13 protein-coding genes are annotated in these 17494 nt (G+C 40.1%); 7 read left to right on the top strand and 6 right to left on the bottom strand.

What is annotated here, in order from left to right:
* The first annotated feature begins 1 nt into the window (after position 1).
* Positions 2-2158, top strand: a complete 2157-nt coding sequence (locus NBH06_RS05730; RefSeq protein ID WP_250793247.1) for a hypothetical protein — start codon at positions 2-4, stop codon at positions 2156-2158.
* A 255-nt stretch (positions 2159-2413) separates the two neighbouring features.
* Here the strand turns inward: NBH06_RS05730 and NBH06_RS05725 are convergent, their stop codons facing one another.
* Together NBH06_RS05725 and NBH06_RS05720 are read right to left on the bottom strand one after the other, a co-directional pair.
* On the bottom strand, positions 2414-3625 hold the full coding sequence (locus NBH06_RS05725) for a VapE domain-containing protein (protein WP_250793244.1): 1212 nt from the start codon (positions 3623-3625) through the stop codon (positions 2414-2416).
* Entirely contained in the window at positions 3619-3891 is a 273-nt protein-coding gene (locus NBH06_RS05720) for a helix-turn-helix domain-containing protein (protein WP_250793242.1), read from the bottom strand. Before NBH06_RS05720 ends, NBH06_RS05725 begins: the two co-directional genes overlap by 7 nt.
* A gap of 437 nt (positions 3892-4328) precedes the next feature.
* On the opposite strand from NBH06_RS05720, the gene NBH06_RS05715 reads away from it, so the two are divergent.
* On the top strand, positions 4329-4694 hold the full coding sequence (locus tag NBH06_RS05715) for a hypothetical protein (protein WP_046413088.1): 366 nt from the start codon (positions 4329-4331) through the stop codon (positions 4692-4694).
* 90 nt (positions 4695-4784) lie between these two features.
* On the opposite strand, the gene NBH06_RS05710 is transcribed toward NBH06_RS05715, so the two are convergent.
* The 4 genes from NBH06_RS05710 to NBH06_RS05695 form a co-directional block, all read right to left on the bottom strand.
* A complete protein-coding gene (locus NBH06_RS05710; RefSeq protein ID WP_250793240.1) occupies positions 4785-6371 on the bottom strand; it encodes a glycoside hydrolase family 31 protein in 1587 nt (528 codons plus the stop codon).
* A gap of 440 nt (positions 6372-6811) precedes the next feature.
* Positions 6812-10216 carry a LamG-like jellyroll fold domain-containing protein gene (locus NBH06_RS05705; RefSeq protein WP_250793239.1) on the bottom strand — a complete coding sequence of 1135 codons (3405 nt, stop codon included), beginning with the start codon at positions 10214-10216 and terminating at the stop codon, positions 6812-6814.
* A gap of 658 nt (positions 10217-10874) precedes the next feature.
* Complete coding sequence (locus NBH06_RS05700) at positions 10875-11429, bottom strand: 30S ribosomal protein S16 (RefSeq protein WP_046413082.1); 555 nt, start codon at positions 11427-11429, stop codon at positions 10875-10877.
* Between the two features lie 103 nt (positions 11430-11532).
* Entirely contained in the window at positions 11533-11901 is a 369-nt protein-coding gene (locus NBH06_RS05695) for an arsenate reductase family protein (protein ID WP_046413080.1), read from the bottom strand.
* Between the two features lie 318 nt (positions 11902-12219).
* Between NBH06_RS05695 and NBH06_RS05690 the strand changes: the two genes are divergently transcribed.
* From NBH06_RS05690 to NBH06_RS05670, 5 genes are all read left to right on the top strand, one after another.
* Entirely contained in the window at positions 12220-13104 is an 885-nt protein-coding gene (locus NBH06_RS05690) for an AraC family transcriptional regulator (protein WP_008861579.1), read from the top strand.
* A 297-nt stretch (positions 13105-13401) separates the two neighbouring features.
* Positions 13402-13965 (top strand): glucose-6-phosphate isomerase family protein, encoded by a 564-nt coding sequence (locus NBH06_RS05685; protein ID WP_046412676.1) that lies wholly within the window; start codon positions 13402-13404, stop codon positions 13963-13965.
* Between the two features lie 4 nt (positions 13966-13969).
* The gene (locus tag NBH06_RS05680) at positions 13970-14947 is read left to right on the top strand and encodes an ROK family protein (protein WP_195331484.1); all 978 of its coding nucleotides are present in this window, start codon (positions 13970-13972) and stop codon (positions 14945-14947) included.
* Positions 14925-16703, top strand: a complete 1779-nt coding sequence (locus NBH06_RS05675) for a class I mannose-6-phosphate isomerase (protein ID WP_195331483.1) — start codon at positions 14925-14927, stop codon at positions 16701-16703. The genes NBH06_RS05680 and NBH06_RS05675 overlap by 23 nt, the downstream gene beginning before the upstream one ends.
* Before the next feature lie 6 nt (positions 16704-16709).
* Positions 16710-17489, top strand: coding sequence for a glucose-6-phosphate isomerase family protein (locus tag NBH06_RS05670; protein ID WP_195331482.1), 780 nt, complete (start codon positions 16710-16712; stop codon positions 17487-17489).
* Positions 17490-17494 lie beyond the last annotated feature (5 nt).

Here is a 17494-nt window from a genome sequence, read left to right as displayed (position 1 = left end):
TATGAAACAAATTCTCCTTACCCTGTTGTTGATATTCTCCTATCAATATGCATTAGGCTGCGGTCCTTCTGACAGGCTATATATACCTGAACAATATTACTACACATTCCGTGTTTGCGGCGATAACATGGAAGGAATAAAATTGCCACAGCTTGATTTGAAACAAGATGCCAGAAAGCAGATGGAAGAAAATTGCCTTTATTGGGCAAAACAAACTTCAATGGAAATACCCGTTTCTGATATAAAGGCGGTAGTCTACCAGTGGGATTATGAACAGCTGGAACAGCTTTATACCAATATAACCGAAGGAAACCCTCATTATTCAGGGGACAATGCTTTTGCAGATTGGCTCACCAGACATCATGACTTGGAAGCTATATCATATCTGCTTCTTGCAAAAAGATGCGAAATGATACGCAGCCAACAAGTGTCCGAATGGTATTATCCCGTGGACGGAGATGATGAATGCAGTATGTTGATGGAAGTCATGATACAAGCAAAGGCATATGGCTCCCGAAGGTTTCTTGACCGTTATACCCTTCAAATGATAAGATGTCTTATATCCATGCGTCAGTACGATGAATGTTTGAACCTCTGGATAGAGAGAAATCAATATTTTCAGGAAAAGGTGATTCGGAATATGGCCAAAGGATATGTGGCGGGGGCATTGTTCCATTTGGGAGAAGTGGAAAAAGCCAAGGAGATATTCATTGAAGTAGGTGATATTTGTTCCTATCTGTTCTGTTTGCAAAAGGACGGACAACTTTATGATAACTTGGATTTGCTGTTGTTATTATATGAAAAAGACATCAATGATGAAAGGATATTCCCAATTATACAAAATATAATTCATGGCTTTGAGGCTTTGGACAATAGATTTACAAACGATGACTATAACATTCGTCGTAACAAGTGTTTTCGCGCATTAAATAAACTCTCAGTAGAAGCTATTTCCAGAACCTCACCCAAATATCTGGCGGCATGGCACTATACAGCCGCTTATACTTATGACAAGCTGAACAATTCGCAAAAAGCATTGAATTTCATAAACCAAGCATCAAAGTACAAAGCTGAACAAGACTTAAAAGATGCCATTCGTGTCTTTCACCTTTACCTGACAGCCAAGAATGCTCCGCAATACGACAGCAAGCTGGAAAATTATCTTTATGGAGAATTGCTTTGGTTGGACGATAAGATAGCTTTTTCTAATGATTTTGACCTATATTATTGGAACGACATGATGTGCAAAATAGTCATTTCACAGGTAGTGCCTAAATGTATTTCTTCTGGTTATAAAGTCCGCGCATTGCAATTTTTGAATTATGCCGATTACCGTTTATTAAAAATGCTGGGAGACGAAGAGGATTCAAAAAAAGTAAAGGTTAGGAGAACAATTAATGAGCAAAGCTATCATTATGAATACAATGCGTATGATTATAGGACGAACTTCTTTATTAATTTGGATTCCATTGGGGTAAAATATATCAAGCGATTAGTATATAGAATGAAAAAACCATTATGTCCATTAGACTGTTTTTTATACAAATACAGTTACAACGACATGAATTACCTTTACGAAATTATTGGTACCCAACTGATTGCAAGCATGAGGTATAAAGAGGCCATACAATATCTCGCATTGGTATCTGACGACTTTATCAAGAGCAGGAACATATATGCACCTTTTGAATATGACGCATTCAGCAATCTTGAGTACAATACCGTCGGCAATAATAGAATACGAAACCAACCAGGAAAATCCTATAAGCTTGACTTTGCAAGAAAGATGTATGCTTTGGAACAAAGTATAAAGAATGCGCGGAATCTCAACGACAAGGCGGAATTTATGCTTGAATATGCCCGAGGGTTACAAAATTCCATAGGACATTGCTGGAAACTCACTTCTTATTATGAAGGATGCTGGATATTTTATCCTTTTTATAGCCGATATCAAATTAATTTACATGACAATATATTCAAGTATTCCGAGATGATAAAGAAAAAAGCTTTCCTGCTGTTTACAGATACGGAAAGGGCAGCATGTGCATTATATAAATGGAACATGTGTGAGGCGGTAGTGGCAAGATACCCCAACACAAAAATGGCAGAGTATGTACGGGGACATTGTGATGAATTGGCTGATTATAAAGGATCTTGATAGAAATTTTATGTGTTTTTCTAATAGAATAGTAAAATAGTCGATTTACAATAATAACTCAGTCTGTGCTTGCACTTATTGTTTCTCACCCCAAATAAGCCATTAATATAGTTAGACCTATATAAATACATTAATATTAGTAACTTATATGCTTACAATCATTTTTTTAGCGGACAGCAGTAATAATTAAAAAACAAGTTACCTTGCTTACCCAAAGTAAGTGTAGGCAAGGTAGCTTGTTTGAAAATGATAAACTTAATTTTTTGATTTTACAAGATAGCCATATACACCATCTCTTTTTATTCTTTCTATTTTCATGTCTCTTAGAACATGACCCAATGCCTGGATAGAAAGTGTCTTATGACCAGTTTTTTGAACTAACAACTTTTGTATTTGGGTAGTAGTTAAGAATAAAGATTCTCCTTCTTCTTCAATACTACATTTGTCAAAATGATTAATGAAAGCCTCCTCTTCAACTGATACATCCCTAAATTCAGCATTCATTCTGTTAAGTTCTTCAATCTCGTCTTCATCAAACCAAAATTGAAAATCAGCTCTATAAAGATAGAGTAGCTGTGCAAATAGCTGATTTATAGGTATATTGTGCTGTAAATTAATGCTTTTAGCTTCAAAACATAAAAATCTTCTATTACCTGTTAAATCTTTTAAGAAATGCTTCCTATTGACTGTACCTGCAAATGAAGCTCTCTTTCTATAATATTGACTGATAGTGGTATAGGCTCTTCTCATGCTTGTTCCCTTTTGGGTCATGAGCTGTTTAATTCCATCCATGCTTTTATCGGACAAGTTTTCAAGTTCGTCCATCAAAATAAGTACACATTCTGAAATTTTAACATTAGTTTCCTTGTCCTTAGTCAAAATATACCCCTCATGGATATACTCTTGGAACTCAATTGGTAATATTGTATGGAACCATGTGGTTTTTCCAATTCCTTGTGCGCCAGAGAGAATGATGGCTGTTTGGTTCATCGCATTCATATCAATCAAGGAGGCAACCATTGCTACCATCCACTTTTTGAGACACTTGGCAAAGTGTAAAGGCTGAGTGGTTCTTACAGTTTGGGCTAATAAATCGACGTAATCAATACCGTCCCATTCTGGTAGATTATCTAAATAATCTCTAAATGGATCAAATTGGGGAACATAATCTGATTTTAAAATCATCAATAATGTGTCCTTTGAACATCTAACATTTTGAGTTTTAATTCTTTTCAATATACTGTTGAACTCATAATCTTCCAAATAATGGAATTGCTCTTCAACCCCCTTAATTTTTACTAATAATCTTTGGGTGATTAAATTGAATCTAAACTCATAATGTTTTGTCAAATAAGCTTGTATTTGCTCTATGCTTGAATTAAATTCCTCTTCTTGTTTCTTATTAACAGGTCTTACTGTCTCTTGTGCATAGAGAGATGGAATTACTACAGGGAGATTATTCAACATAATCCCTCCTTTCTGGATTCAATGGAAGCCATTAGCATTTCATGGGTCATGTATAGTTTGCCCCCGAAGTTGACAAAATTGATGAGACCTTTGGCTCTCCAGTTAAATAATGTTCTTTTAGTTACTTTGAAGATTTGCTCCAAATCAACTAAATCATAAAGGATTGAAGAAGTGTCCTTTCCTAATTTTCCTGTAACTTGGCAATTCTCTGAACTGGTTACAGACGCATTAGGAGCGTATCCATAATGGTTTTCATTATTGCTCATAGCCCCTTATTTTTACTTTGTGGCAGGACAAAGTGTTTATAATCAATATTAATACATTCACCCTGCCGTGAATGTTGTTGCAAAGATCTGTGATAAAAATGAATTCTCCAAATTCTATTGCTGGAAATTTGGCCAATTTCTTTGTTTTTCATAGTTTTGCATTAGAGAAGGTCATTAAATAGAATTAGTTGAGTTTGTTGGACTTTTCATTGGACAGTGAAATGGCTTATAATGTAACTTGCTGATATGTTGTAGTATATCGATTTTAGTTCATGAGCCTCCAGCTCCACGATAAGCATTAAGAGACAGTGAATGCTAACGGATAGTACTGAATTGAAAAGGTTCTGTCCGTTTGTTGTATCTGTTGAGTGTTTTTAAAGTCTTTCTTTCATATCGTTGTTGAGAAGTCTTTTAATATTGTGAAAAATAAAAGAGCGATGGCTGGTAAAAAAGCAAACAAGAAACAGGTGCACCCACATCTTTCGGGAGTACAAAAAGCCGTAGTGTCTTTTGCCAATATGTTTGAGAAAAACCGTCGTATAAATCGAGAGGCGCAACGAGTCATTAAAAGAAAAACACCTCAAAAAGTCAGGACTTTACTTTATGGGAAAAGAGGTAGGAGGATTGAAGAGCGTTTCTTCTGTGTTGTCTGTGGAAGTTCTTATGGGGAGGGGTGGAGATATAAATTGGAGGAGGATACCTATTTGTATTTGTGTTCTCGGTGTAAAGAGGTCGTTCGGCCACAGTTGACGGTAAAAGCCATATATTCATCGAATTTCGAAGTTCAAAGAAAAAAGCATTGAGGTTAGTTATTGTAGTGGATAGCCGATAAGTTTACTATAAAAAAAGAATCCATATATGTATATGGATTCTTTTTTACATTATCCCAATTCTTATTTCACTCGTTCATAATAGGGGAGACGATCGAGGGGGACATCTATCTCTATTTTTTTCGGACCCTTGAATGTTTTTCCTTGATCGTCGCGCCATGTGCCTTTGGGAAGATTAACGGTACGATGAGTGCCTTCGGTAATCATGGGGGCTATCATATATTTGTCACCGAGCATGAACTGATCTTTGCATTCGGTGAATCCGCTATGTGGAAAACTGTATTCCATGTGGCGCAAGATAGGCTCTCCGGTCTCGGCAGCATGACGGGCACATTCATAAATGTAGTCGCCCATCGTGTGATGTAGCTGTGCGTATCGTGCACAGATTTCCATATTCTCACGATTGAGGATTCGCCACGGGGCAACTGAAAATTGCATCATGGGCATGAGGGCATGGACTTGGCATGATCGTACAATGAGTTCTTGGTTAAATTCGTCTTCTTTAATATCGAGAAAAGAGGAAAATTGCCCACCTCCGATCATATCGGGACAGGCATAGGGATAACCGAGCATACCGCAAATTGCCATGTTGGGTATAAGCATGGATACGGCATACCACGAATAGTCTTTGTCTCCTATGCGTTGCACTAATGGCAGGCCTCCGGTTTTCCAAGCGGCTCGAAATTCATTGAAAGGGTAGGAAAGTCCCAGTTCGGCCCATCGTTGGGAGAAAATGTTTTGGTCGGCATTCTTGTCGTAGTAGTCGTACTCTCCGTTAGCCAAGATGGCTATATCGCCTGCGTCGAATTTGAACCCGTCGATCCCGTATTTTCCCATACATTCGTTTAGGGTTTGTTTTAGTGATTCGACAGCTGCCGGATTGGTCATGTCGTAGCATGCACTATATCCGTTCCACCAATTTACAACGGCAGGTGTGCCATTTTTGTTTTTCAGGAGAAATCCTTTGGCTGCCAAGTCTCTGAATTCGGGAGAATCGGCCGATACAAAGGGTGAAATCCAAAGCATGACTTTGAATCCGAGCCGGTGCAATTCGTCTGTCATGGCACGGGCATCGGGGAATTTTTCTGCTTTAAATTCGAAGTTCCCATAATAGCGTTGCCAGTTGTCATCGATCATCAAGATTCCTTTGGGGAATCCGTTTTCGATGATGTTATGAGCGTAGTTCAGAATGTCTTCTTGATTTTGATTATACATGAGTTCTATCCATGTATTGTATTGTGGTTCTTTAAAAAAGAGTGCTGGCGGAGTTTTTCCGTTTGCCGGGAAATGTGTTTTTGAGGCATGAAGATAGGCATCGCGAAGGTTTTTCCCAGCGGTTGTCACTTGTGGGGATTCATAATCTGATTCGATAACGAGCGTGTCGTTTACCAAGCGGAAACGGAAAGGTTCGTCACTCCATACATAACGTCCTTGCGAAGATAGGAGCAGGGGAGAGGCCTCGTTGTTGAAATTGACTTTTGTCAAATCATAGAGGGGCGTATTCGATGCAAAGGGCATTTCGTTACCTATTCCCACGAAGCAGCCCCACCATTTTTCATTATCGATGGGCGCGATGTGTTTGGTGTGCGGTTGGGCTTGTAGAAGAAAAAATGAACCCAAAAGGAAAGTGAGTAATGATATTTTTTTCATGATATAAAATGTATTAATGTGTGCACGAATCTACAAAATTTTCATGAATCGGCAAAAGACTTTATTTCTACTCTTTATGTTTGATGCAGGTGTGATATGGGTAGGAATATGTCGTAGTATAAAGCGAAGTCGTGAAATATTCTTTTTAGAAGCTGTTTTAAATTTATTGAGAAATAATATTATCATTGCAAGCAGGTATGTTCCGGCCATATTGAGCCCCTGTCTCGCATCTAGAATCCCTTGTTTTTTGTCAATAGCCCGCTATTGACTGCATGTCTCGGACTCCAATCAGCTTCAACATAGGGCTCAATCTGTCTCGGAATAAATTTAAAACAGCTTCTTAGTTTTGGCTTGTTCATTTCTTCGATAAAAAAACAAGAGAGGCGATGCTGCAAGCTATGCATCGCCTCTCTTTGTGTGGTTTATTCTCTTACAGATTTTTATTTCTTGATAAATTTCATGGCTTTATCGGTATCACCCATCGTTATTTTAACGATATAACAACCTTTCGTCAAATCGGCGACATTTACGGGGGCTTCTTCCGTAACTTTAACCAATTTGCCTGTCAAATTATATATGGCAATGGTCGCATTTTCGTCGATACCGTTTACATAAAGTATTCCGGCTTGGTAGTAGAGCGATATAGACTTTATGCTTTCTTTGTCTATGCCTACAATCGTTCCGAATGTTATGTTATAAGTATGGTTGCTGTCTATGGCTCCTATTTCGTAAATATTGTTACTAATTTGGTCTAACAGCGATTCTCCATTGGAAGAAGTGAAAGTTTCTATCTTATAATTTTCTTCGGGGATAAAAGTTAGTTTGACAAATGTGTTGTTTAGAATTTCGGAACCACTGGCATATACATTACTTTCGTCGTCGGAGATGGTGACAGAACCATTTCCGGTAATATTGCAAGTAACTCTCCATGTCGGTATTTTCGAGAACACAGCACATATTGTCATATTATCGGAAATTGCGTTTACTGTATATATGTTTTCTGCAAGTTCGTCTATCTTTTCTTCTTCGTTCACGAGGAATGACGTTAATTCATATCCTTCGTTTACGGTTACTTTGAAAGTTAGCTTTGATCCTCGTATAATTTCGGAACCGAATGCGGTCGCTTCTTCGGCATCATTAACGAACATTTCGACGTTACCACCGGTTGCGGTTGTATTGGTTACGATTACTTTATTGGAGAATACCACTGTTACTTCTGTGTCGTCTTCGATGACAAAAGTCGTTCCGCTATTTACTTCGCCATTTACCAATACTTGCGATAATACATATCCTTCTTCCGGTTCGGCTATGACTGTCAATGCGCTGAACTGGTCTACCTCTCCACTTGTTACTTCTTCATTTTTAGCATTAACTACTTTGAATGTTCCCCCTTCGGTGGGTTGAGTGATGGTGAGATTATTGGTCGGGAATGTATGACCGGCTACGATTTGTACTTGAATAAAGTCGCAAGTATAAACTTCTGCGCCCCAGTGGGGAGCACCAGTATGTACCTCGGTTGTACCTTCTACTACACCGGCGGGACAGCTACCGAATGTTCCTTTGTTTTCCAATTCGGCTTCCGAATCATTTTCGATTTTGTAATAGGCCACTAATTCTTCGGGCATATTCTCCTGGTCGTAACCGCCGCGAATGGATTCCTTTACTTCTTTTTCGGTCAATGTTTTGGACCATACCTGAACTTCGTCCACATAGCAGGAGAATCCACCGTTCCCCACGAAGAATACACACTCGTCTTGTAATAGACCTATACCATGCCCTTCTCGTTCTCCACCTTCTACAATTGTTCCTAAATCGCCGGTTCCTAATAATTTTCCGTTTTTGTATAGTTTGATTTCTTTATTGGAATCATCGACTGTCACGGTAATAAATGCCCATTCATCAGCGGTCAAGGTTGCTTCGGTCGTTACATCGGCTATTCCCGGACAGTTACCTTTGTCTTCCCATGCACGGGCTTTCAATTTTAGGACTCCGTTTTCGAGTACAACACCAAATGTTCCTACGGCTCCATAGTAAGGTGCTTGTCCGTGTCCCATTACTTGCCCATTTGTGCTGACTGTTTTCACCCAAGCGGACATTGTGAAATTACGGGCACGATGGTCTGAACCTGTTATATTACCGTTATTCCATGAATTATTCTCTCCATTTATGTGTTCGCCTAATACTTTATCATCAAAACGGAATTGGTATTTATTATTACCACTTATTGCAGGGACTAGTACAGCTTTGGGGCCTTCGATTTGGAATGAGACTGTGACAGTCGTATTTTCGTTCACCGTGTAATTATCTCCGTTGGTGAAATCGGTTCCGTTTACTTGGAGGGAGAGAATTTCATAACCGGGATCGGCAGTAGCCGTAATTGTCAATACCGTGCCTTCTTTTATACCAGTATTCTCTCCTGTGGTAAGAGGCTCGGAACCGTTCATTACGCTTAGTTGTCCATTTTCTACCAGAGTCGGTAGCGTAACCGTGTAATAAGTAATATCGGTCAAGTTGACAATGATAGTCGTGTTTTCTGTTACCGTGAAAATGTATGATCCGTTTTCTTCTGCTTCGGCTGGTTGCTCGTTAATCAGTACGGATTCTATCTTCTTGTTTTCTGGCAATGAATTGAATGTTATGGTTAATTCTGTGCCAGAGGCTATCGATTCTAAGTTCTCGATAACTTCTTCTCCTGCTGTAATTTGATAATCTACTCCTTCGTCGACGGTAATTGTTACTTTATGCATAACGATTTCGACAAATGAAACAGTAATAGTTGCATCTTCCGTTACAGTATATGTCCCACCGTTTTCAATCGGTTGACCGTTGATATTCAGGGATTCCAAACGATAATTATCGGCAGGTGTCGCCGTTATGGTTAAAGTAGTCCCCGATGCTACGGTATTTTCTCCTGCCGAAAGAGGAGTCTCGTCGTTGGTCACGCTCAGTGTCCCGTTTTGTACTTCTGTGGGTAATGTAACTGTATAACTACCAGTGATTGTACGCCCTTCGGCTAATGTGGGGGCATATTCCGTAAAAGAGGTTTGCGAGATATATCCTCCGTCGGAACTTGTTTGTCCTCCACCTAATTTAGTATATTTGGCGGTTGTAGAAGATTGGGCAGAATCGACGACTTTGTTGGAGAATTGTCCAGTTGTACCCGGAGTAACTTCGTTGAAGTCATACCATACGGTTAAACTCGACAGGTTTTGGGGATTTTCGTAGGCTTGTGCAACTTCCTGAGCCGTCAAGGCTTTGTTGAAGAATTGGAATTCATCGCAGAGACCCGAAAACCCGAATCCTCCTAAGAAAAAGATGCAGGGATCGTCTCCAAAAAGTTCCAATTGTTTGGTGTTATTTTTTGTCGTTACGAGAACTCCATCTTTGTATACACAAACATCAAAATTACTGTTATCATAGACGAGGGTGAGGTAGGTCCATTCGTTTAATGCTACTGCGGTATTCAAAGTGGAAGTTACCGTATTACTTGCACCAGAAATGATTTTAAGAGTTCCCGTTTCAGTGGTGGCTAAAATCAAACTTCCGTTATAATTTGTGTGTGCTTGGGCGCCGTGTCCCATAATCACATTTCCTTTGTTATTGCTACCGCTGTTCATGAATCGATCCATCTTCACCCAAGCTGAAATAGTGAATGATTTGCCGGTACGGTCTGTGTCCCCACCGGAGCGGTCGCCTAAAATGGTTTCGGGAATTTGCAAGCGATAGCCGTTTACATTATTTGTACTGGCCTGAGGAATAGAAAGAGCTTTGTTCTCTTCGGCATAGCTATTAAGAAAAGGCAGAAGAGTAAACAATAAAGTGAATAACATGTAGTGTTTTTTCATGATAAACAAATATTTAATTAAACAAAAAGTAATTCTGAAAATTGAATGATATGTTTTTATTTTTTCATGATATGTATATACATATTTTTGAGCATTTTTTATGCGCTATATAATATTAACCTTAAATCGAGGGTTATCCCTAGTGAAAAAGTGAATTTTTTTTATTTTTTTTGAGAAAGTAGAAAATGAATACGATAAGAATCGTGCAGGTGAGATGTTCTTAGGAGCTTTTTTATCGTGTTAAGAGAACTATTATAGACCGATTGGCGATTGTTTGGCCATGTTACTCCCCCTCTCCCCCCTGTGTTTTGCTGCGCAAAATATAGGGGCGGTTTCCTCTGGACGGAGGGGTAGAAAATACAGGGGGAGGTGATAAGAGCTTGGTCATCTCTCCCTGTGCTCATCGCAGATGAGATAGGGAGAGTGCCCGATAGTGTTATGGGGCACGACAAGGGAGGAGTTCTAAAATATCTCCGATAATGAAAACTGAAATATCCCGTAGTATTACGGAGAACAGTGTTCGCAATAGGGGAGAGAATATACATGAACGATCCCCGTTAATTAACGACTGAGCCGTTAAAATACTTTTGGGAAGAAGAAAAATAAAAACGGAGTATCCAGTGAGGGATACTCCGTTTCAATATGCTGTCTAAAATATTTATTCAGCACTTTCGGATGCAGGAGCTTCTGCAACGGCATTAGCTTCTTCTTCGGCTTTTGCAGCGGCTTCGGCCTCTGCCTTAGCGGCAGCCTCGGCTGCTTTTTTAGCAGCGACAACTTCGGCTTTTGCTTTGTTCTTTTCGGTTTCTTCTTCTAGACGTTTTTTAGCAGCAGCGTCTTTTGCGGCAGAAACTTTGGCTTTCTCAGCGTCAATAGCCGATTTTTTGTTCTTCAACCATGCTTCGAAGCGTTGTTCTGCAACCTCTTCGGTAAAAGCACCTTTTTTTACACCGCCCAATAAATGTTTTTTCATCAATACACCTTCTTTGGAAAGGATATTACGTACAGTGTCGGTGGGTTGAGCACCGGTTGTCAGCCAATACAAAGCTCTTTCGAAATTCAAATTTATTGTAGCAGGATTAGTGTTCGGATTATAAGAACCTATCCTTTCAATAAACTTACCATCACGTGGTGCCCTGCTATCGGCGATTACAATTTGGTAAAATGCGTAGTCTTTGTGACCAAAGCGTTGTAATCTGATTTTTGTTGCCATTTGAAATTTTTTAATTGGTTATTATTTGCATTAGCGGCGCAAAGATAGTATTTCTTTTTGAACCGTGCAAATAGGCATGCGCCTAATTTTTTTGAGTATGAGATTATTTCGTCTCGGATAGCAAAACGTCTTGCCATAACTCGGCATTGAATCCGACCAAGACCTGTGAGTCTGTTACGAGAAGGGGACGTTTGATTAGTTTTCCATCGGAAGCCAATAGTTCTATCAGTTCTTTTTCGGGAATTGTACTAATGCGGTTTTTCAAATTTAATTCTCTATATTTTTGTCCGCTCGTATTGAAGAATTTTTGTAAGGGTAAATTGCTGCGGGTTATCCATTCGGTTAGTTCCCCGACAGTGGGCGGTGTTTCGACGATGTGCTTCGATTCTATATCAATGTCGTGATCTTTTAGCCATTTTGCTGCTTTTTTACAAGTGCTGCACGAGGGGTATTGAAAAAATAAAATTTTCATAGGTATTTGTTTTTAGAAATAATTTTTGAATGACAAAGATAGCGAAAGGTGAGTGCAGAGGCAAACGGAAATTTTATTTCCGAATGGACTATGTCGAATCGCATCTCATCTTCGTATCTACAAATGTACAAAAAGGCATTGTTAATGCTTCTTTTTTATTTTCGCTATTATAATATTATAGTTTATCTTTGCCATACTATCACTTTTTATAAGTTAAAAATAAAAAATGGCTTATACCCCGACAAAGTTGGTTGGGATATTGTTTTGGCTCTCGATGTGTGATTTTAGATGAACTGCTTTTAATAACTGTGCTATATTATGAAACCTTTGTATCAAGAACTTCCTTTTGCCGTCGATAATTATATCAATTTCTATCGGGAAGATTTGCCCCATTTTATCGTGCCGTGGCATTATCACCCCGAAATAGAAATCATGTGTATTGAAAAAGGGTGGGGCACTCGTTTTGTAGGTGATCATATCGGAGGATATGAAGAGGGCGATGTTTGTATGATGGGTCCTCAGTTGCCGCATGAGTGGAGAAACGATAAAGAATTTTTCGACTCGGATTCTGGTTTAAGGGCGACTTGTCATTGTGTTTATTTTCGTAAAGAGTTGTTCGAGGGTATATTGATACGATTGCCTGAGATGGCGAATATTCGTGAGTTAATAGAACGTTCGAGACGGGGAATAAAATTTACCGGTGAATCGCGTGAACGGATCGCGCGATATATTCGACGCACGTTTAATCAAAATGGAATCGAGCGGGTAACTAATTTACTCACACTTTTGGAAATGATGGCAGAAGCCGACGAATATGAAATTTTAGCGAGCGTAGGTTTTACCCAGTCGGTCAATTCTTCGGATTTTGAGCGATTCAATAAAGTTTATCGTTTTTTGGTGAAAAATTTTAATAAGCCGATTAAACTTGAAGAGGTGGCTGCTGTTGCCGGACTGACTCCTACTGCTTTTTGTCGGTATTTTAAGGAACGTACGAAAAAGACTTTTGTACAGTATTTGAATGATATGCGTATAGGGCATGCCAAGAAATTTTTGATAGAAGGCAAAATGAAAATTTCGACTTTGAGTATGGAGGTCGGATTTAATAATTTGTCGAATTTTATAGAGCAGTTTAAGAAGTCAACCAACATGCTTCCTTCTGAATACCAAGAAAAATATGGGGTGAAAAAGAAAAAGGCGATTTGACCTTTTTAATAGCTTTTTATATAGATTATTTATGAGGACTGGGAAGTCTTTCTTGTAATTGATATTGACTTTTTGATACGTTGAGTACTACTCGATTATAAAAAGTGTTTTTTAATTTGTTTTTTATGTATCGCTTAAAAACCTCCAAAAAAGCTTCCTAATAGATATAGAATATTATCATTTTTATGCTCCTCTAATCGGTATTTGGTAAAATACCAAAATTCTCGGCAAATATAGTGAATAGAGCAGGCCAATTGTCACTCTATCTTTGCCATATCGATAATAACATGAAAAATAATGGAGAATATGGAAATTGTATTTCCCCGATTATTCTTTACGGGGAACCGATTATTGGGAGAGAGAGTCGAGAATGTGAGTCGTACTCTGGGAGATTTGCGTGGTATTTTTGCCGATGTCGATGCTTTTTCTCGTATGCCGCAGAATATACTGGCTTATGAGGTGAGTAGTTTTTTGCCGGAACAGGAGGGTACTCCCGGCGGATTATATTTCGGGATTACTTATTTGCATCCGGGAAAAGTGGGAAACGAGTACTTCATGACTAAGGGACATTTCCATGCGAATATCGATCGGGCGGAATTTTATTGGGGGCTTGAAGGAGAGGGTATGTTGATTTTGATGGACCAGTTGCGTCGAGTGTGGGCCGAACGGGTTTTTCCCGGGAGCCTACATTATATACCGGGTGGTGTGGCTCACCGTATGGCAAATACGGGAAATACTTTATTTTCTTTTGCAGCTTGTTGGCCGTCTGATGCAGGGCATAATTATCGGGAAATTGCCGATCATGGCTTTGCAGCCAGATTGTTGGAGGTCGATGGGAAGCCTCAATTGATAGGAGTATAAGGTTATGGGGGAAAATTATAGCGTCGCAATAGATTTGGGAGGAACTATCATAAAGATAGGTTTGATATTGGATTCTGAGATTGTTCGGTTTACCACAATCTCTTCGGATTCGGTGAAGGGTTTATCTCACATGCTTCCCAAGATGGAGCATGCAATTGATTCATTGTTGTCTGAGGAAGGAATATCTTCGACGGATTTGGCATCTATCGGATTGGCGTTTCCGGGTATGGTGAATCCTGTCGAATGCAGAGTGATTTCTACCAACGACAAGTATGATGATGCTTGTGATATCGATCTCTGTCATTGGGCCGATAGTCGTTGGGGCGTTCCTTTCGTATTGGAAAACGATGCCCGTCTTGCTGTCATCGGAGAGTGGCTCTACGGTGCAGCGAAAGGTACGGGAAATGTGGTAATGATGACTATCGGTACAGGAATAGGAACAGGTGTTATATTAGATAGCAAACCGTTGGTGGGTCATCATCATCAAGCTGGTTCCTTAGGAGGGCACATAGTTGTCGATTATCGTGGAAGACGTTGCAGCTGTGGAAATATAGGTTGTGTAGAGGCTATGGCTTCTTCATTTTTCTTGCCGGATATTATTCGGTCTAACGAACGTGTATCGCCAGATTTTAAGATTGCGGCATCCGATATGGATTTTAAACAACTGTTCGGTTTAATGAGACAAGGCGATGAGAATGCTATTATTATTTGTGAAGAGTGTATGAATGTATGGGCAGCAGCCATTGTCTCTTACATTCATGCTTATGACCCTGAGGTGGTTGTTCTGGGTGGCGGAATCATGAGAAGTGCGGATATTATTTTGCCTTATATCAATAAGTGGGTCGAGGATCGAGCTTGGACTCCTATCGACCGGGTGCATATTGTGCTTTCCGAATTAGGAGACAATGCCGCTTTATTGGGATTGAATTATTATTTGACAAGTGTAAAGAGGAGAAGAAATGAAAAAGTATTCAAATTATAAATCTAATTATGATAAGTATCCGGTCGTACAAGTATCGGAAACATCTGAAAATGTTTGTTGGCAAGGTTGGCCGGAAATTGTATCGCAGTTGAACAAGTCGTTGGAAAACGTTCATAAACCGGTGAAGGTATTGGTTGTCGAATGTTATCAAGGTGTTTATGACGAGGAGGTAAAATCGGCGTTGAAGGGACAACTTCCCCATACATTATGGTTGGATGCTTCTTCGGCCATGAAAACTTCGGAAGAGATCAATTCGTTTTTGAAGTCCGATATAACCGATGATGAGATTTTCGGTTATATGACTCGCTATCATATGGATTGTTATTTCGATGAAAAGAAGGTTGCCGAGCTGCGTGAAAAGGTTGCCGGTATATCTGCCGGTGTTGTAATCGTATATGGAGTAGGGGCTGCTTACGTGATGCCCGAAAGCGATGTATTGGTATATGCCGATATGGCTCGTTGGGAAATACAGATGCGTTTTCGGAGAAACGAAATTTCGAATGTCGGTGTAGATAATCGCATGGAACGGGCTTCGTTGCAATATAAAAGAGGCTTTTTCGTAGATTGGCGCATTTGCGACCGTTTTAAGAAAACGTTGATGAACAAATGGGATTATGTCTTGGATACGAATGTGATGGGCGATCCTAAGATGGCGACTGCGGCAATCGTGGATGCTGGTTTGAAAAAGGCTTCGAAATCTCCTTTTCGAGTAGTTCCGTTTTTCGATCCGGGTCCGTGGGGCGGTCAATGGATGAAGGAAATATGCGATTTGGATCGTGAAACTCCCAATTTTGCATGGTGTTTCGATTGTGTTCCTGAGGAGAATAGTTTGTATTTGGGCTTCGGAGAAGTCCGTTTCGAAATACCGTCTATCGATTTGGTATTTTCTTATCCGCGTGAGTTGTTGGGTAATCCGGTTTACGGACGTTTCGGGGACGAGTTCCCTATTCGGTTCGACTTCTTGGATACGATGGACGGCGGTAATTTGAGCTTACAGGTGCACCCGCTGACACAATATATACAAGAAAAGTTCGGTATGCATTATACCCAAGACGAGAGCTATTACATTCTCGATGCCGAAGAAGATGCTTCGGTTTATTTGGGAGTGAAGGAAGGTATCGTACCGGAGGAGATGATAAATGCCTTGACCGAAGCACAACATACAGGGCATTTCGATGCAGAAAAGTATGTCGGGAATTATCCAGTGAAAAAGCACGACCATGTACTTATACCTGCGGGTACTGTTCATTGTTCGGGGCGTAACAGTATGGTTCTCGAAATCAGTGCTACTCCTTATATTTTCACTTTCAAGTTGTGGGATTGGGGGCGTTTGGGATTGGACGGCCGTCCCCGACCAATCAATATTGGGCATGGCAAACATGTGATCCAATGGAATCGTACGGAGCCGTGGGTTCGCCGTGAAATTTATAATAAGATAGATAAAGTGGCCGAAGGAGACGGTTGGATTGAAGAACATACCGGTTTGCATGAATGTGAGTTTATAGAAACTCGTCGGCATTGGTTTACCAAGCCAGTTCTTCACAAAACAGATGGAAGTGTGAATGTGCTGAATCTTGTCGAGGGACGTGAAGCTATCGTTGAAAGTCCCACCGGCGAATTTGATCCGTTTGTCGTACATTATGCCGAGACATTTATTATACCGGAATCGGTGAAACAGTATACGATACGGCCTTATGGAGAGTCGGAAGGAAAACAGTGCGCTACAATAAAAGCTTTTGTTAAACATAATGTATGAAAAGATATGGAATTCAATCCCGGTTTTGATATAATTCCTACTGTAAATCCTATGGGATTTAAATATGGTGCAGATGTGTTCGGTCCCCAAGTGGAGAATCGTTATTTGCGAGATATTCGGGGAAGTTTATCCGACCCTCAGTGCGATGGCCCTGAAATCGTTTATTCCATAGCTATGGACGTGGGGAAATGTAAACACAGAGAAATGCTCGAACGGATGCATTTGCTTTATGGGGTCGTGACCTATGCTGCCGGTCGATTGGGTAAAGAGCCTATTCGCAGTCAAGGTCATATCCATTGGGTTTCTAAATATAGCGGTTGGTCTACTCCTGAGGTTTACGAAATATGGACAGGAGAGGCTATCATTTACATGCAGGAATATGCCGAAGATAATCCCGGTCGTTGTTTTGCCGTGTATGCTAAGGCCGGCGATGTGGTTATCGTTCCTCCATATTGGGCTCATGCGACTATTAGTGCTAATCCTGATAAACCTCTTACTTTCGGAGCGTGGTGCGATAGGGAGTATGGTTTCGAGTATGATGGCGTGCGTCGCCATAAGGGAATTGCTTGGTTCCCGGTTTTTAATGATGCAGGAAAGATCGAATGGCAGGCGAATCCTTGTTATCAGCCCTCGGAACTTATTTGTAAATCTCCGGCCGAATACCCGGAACTGGGTATTGTAAAAGGGGAGTCTATTTACCGAACTTTCGAGAAGTCGCCAGATACGTTTTTATATGTTCCGAACCCCGGATTGAAAGAAGAGGTTTGGAAGAATTATGAACCTTGATTTTA

Origin of the sequence: Barnesiella sp. B2-R-119, assembly GCF_023656675.1 — a bacterium.
Taxonomy (GTDB): Bacteria; Bacteroidota; Bacteroidia; order Bacteroidales; family Barnesiellaceae; genus Barnesiella; species Barnesiella intestinihominis.
This window is presented reverse-complemented; position numbering and strand designations above follow the sequence as displayed.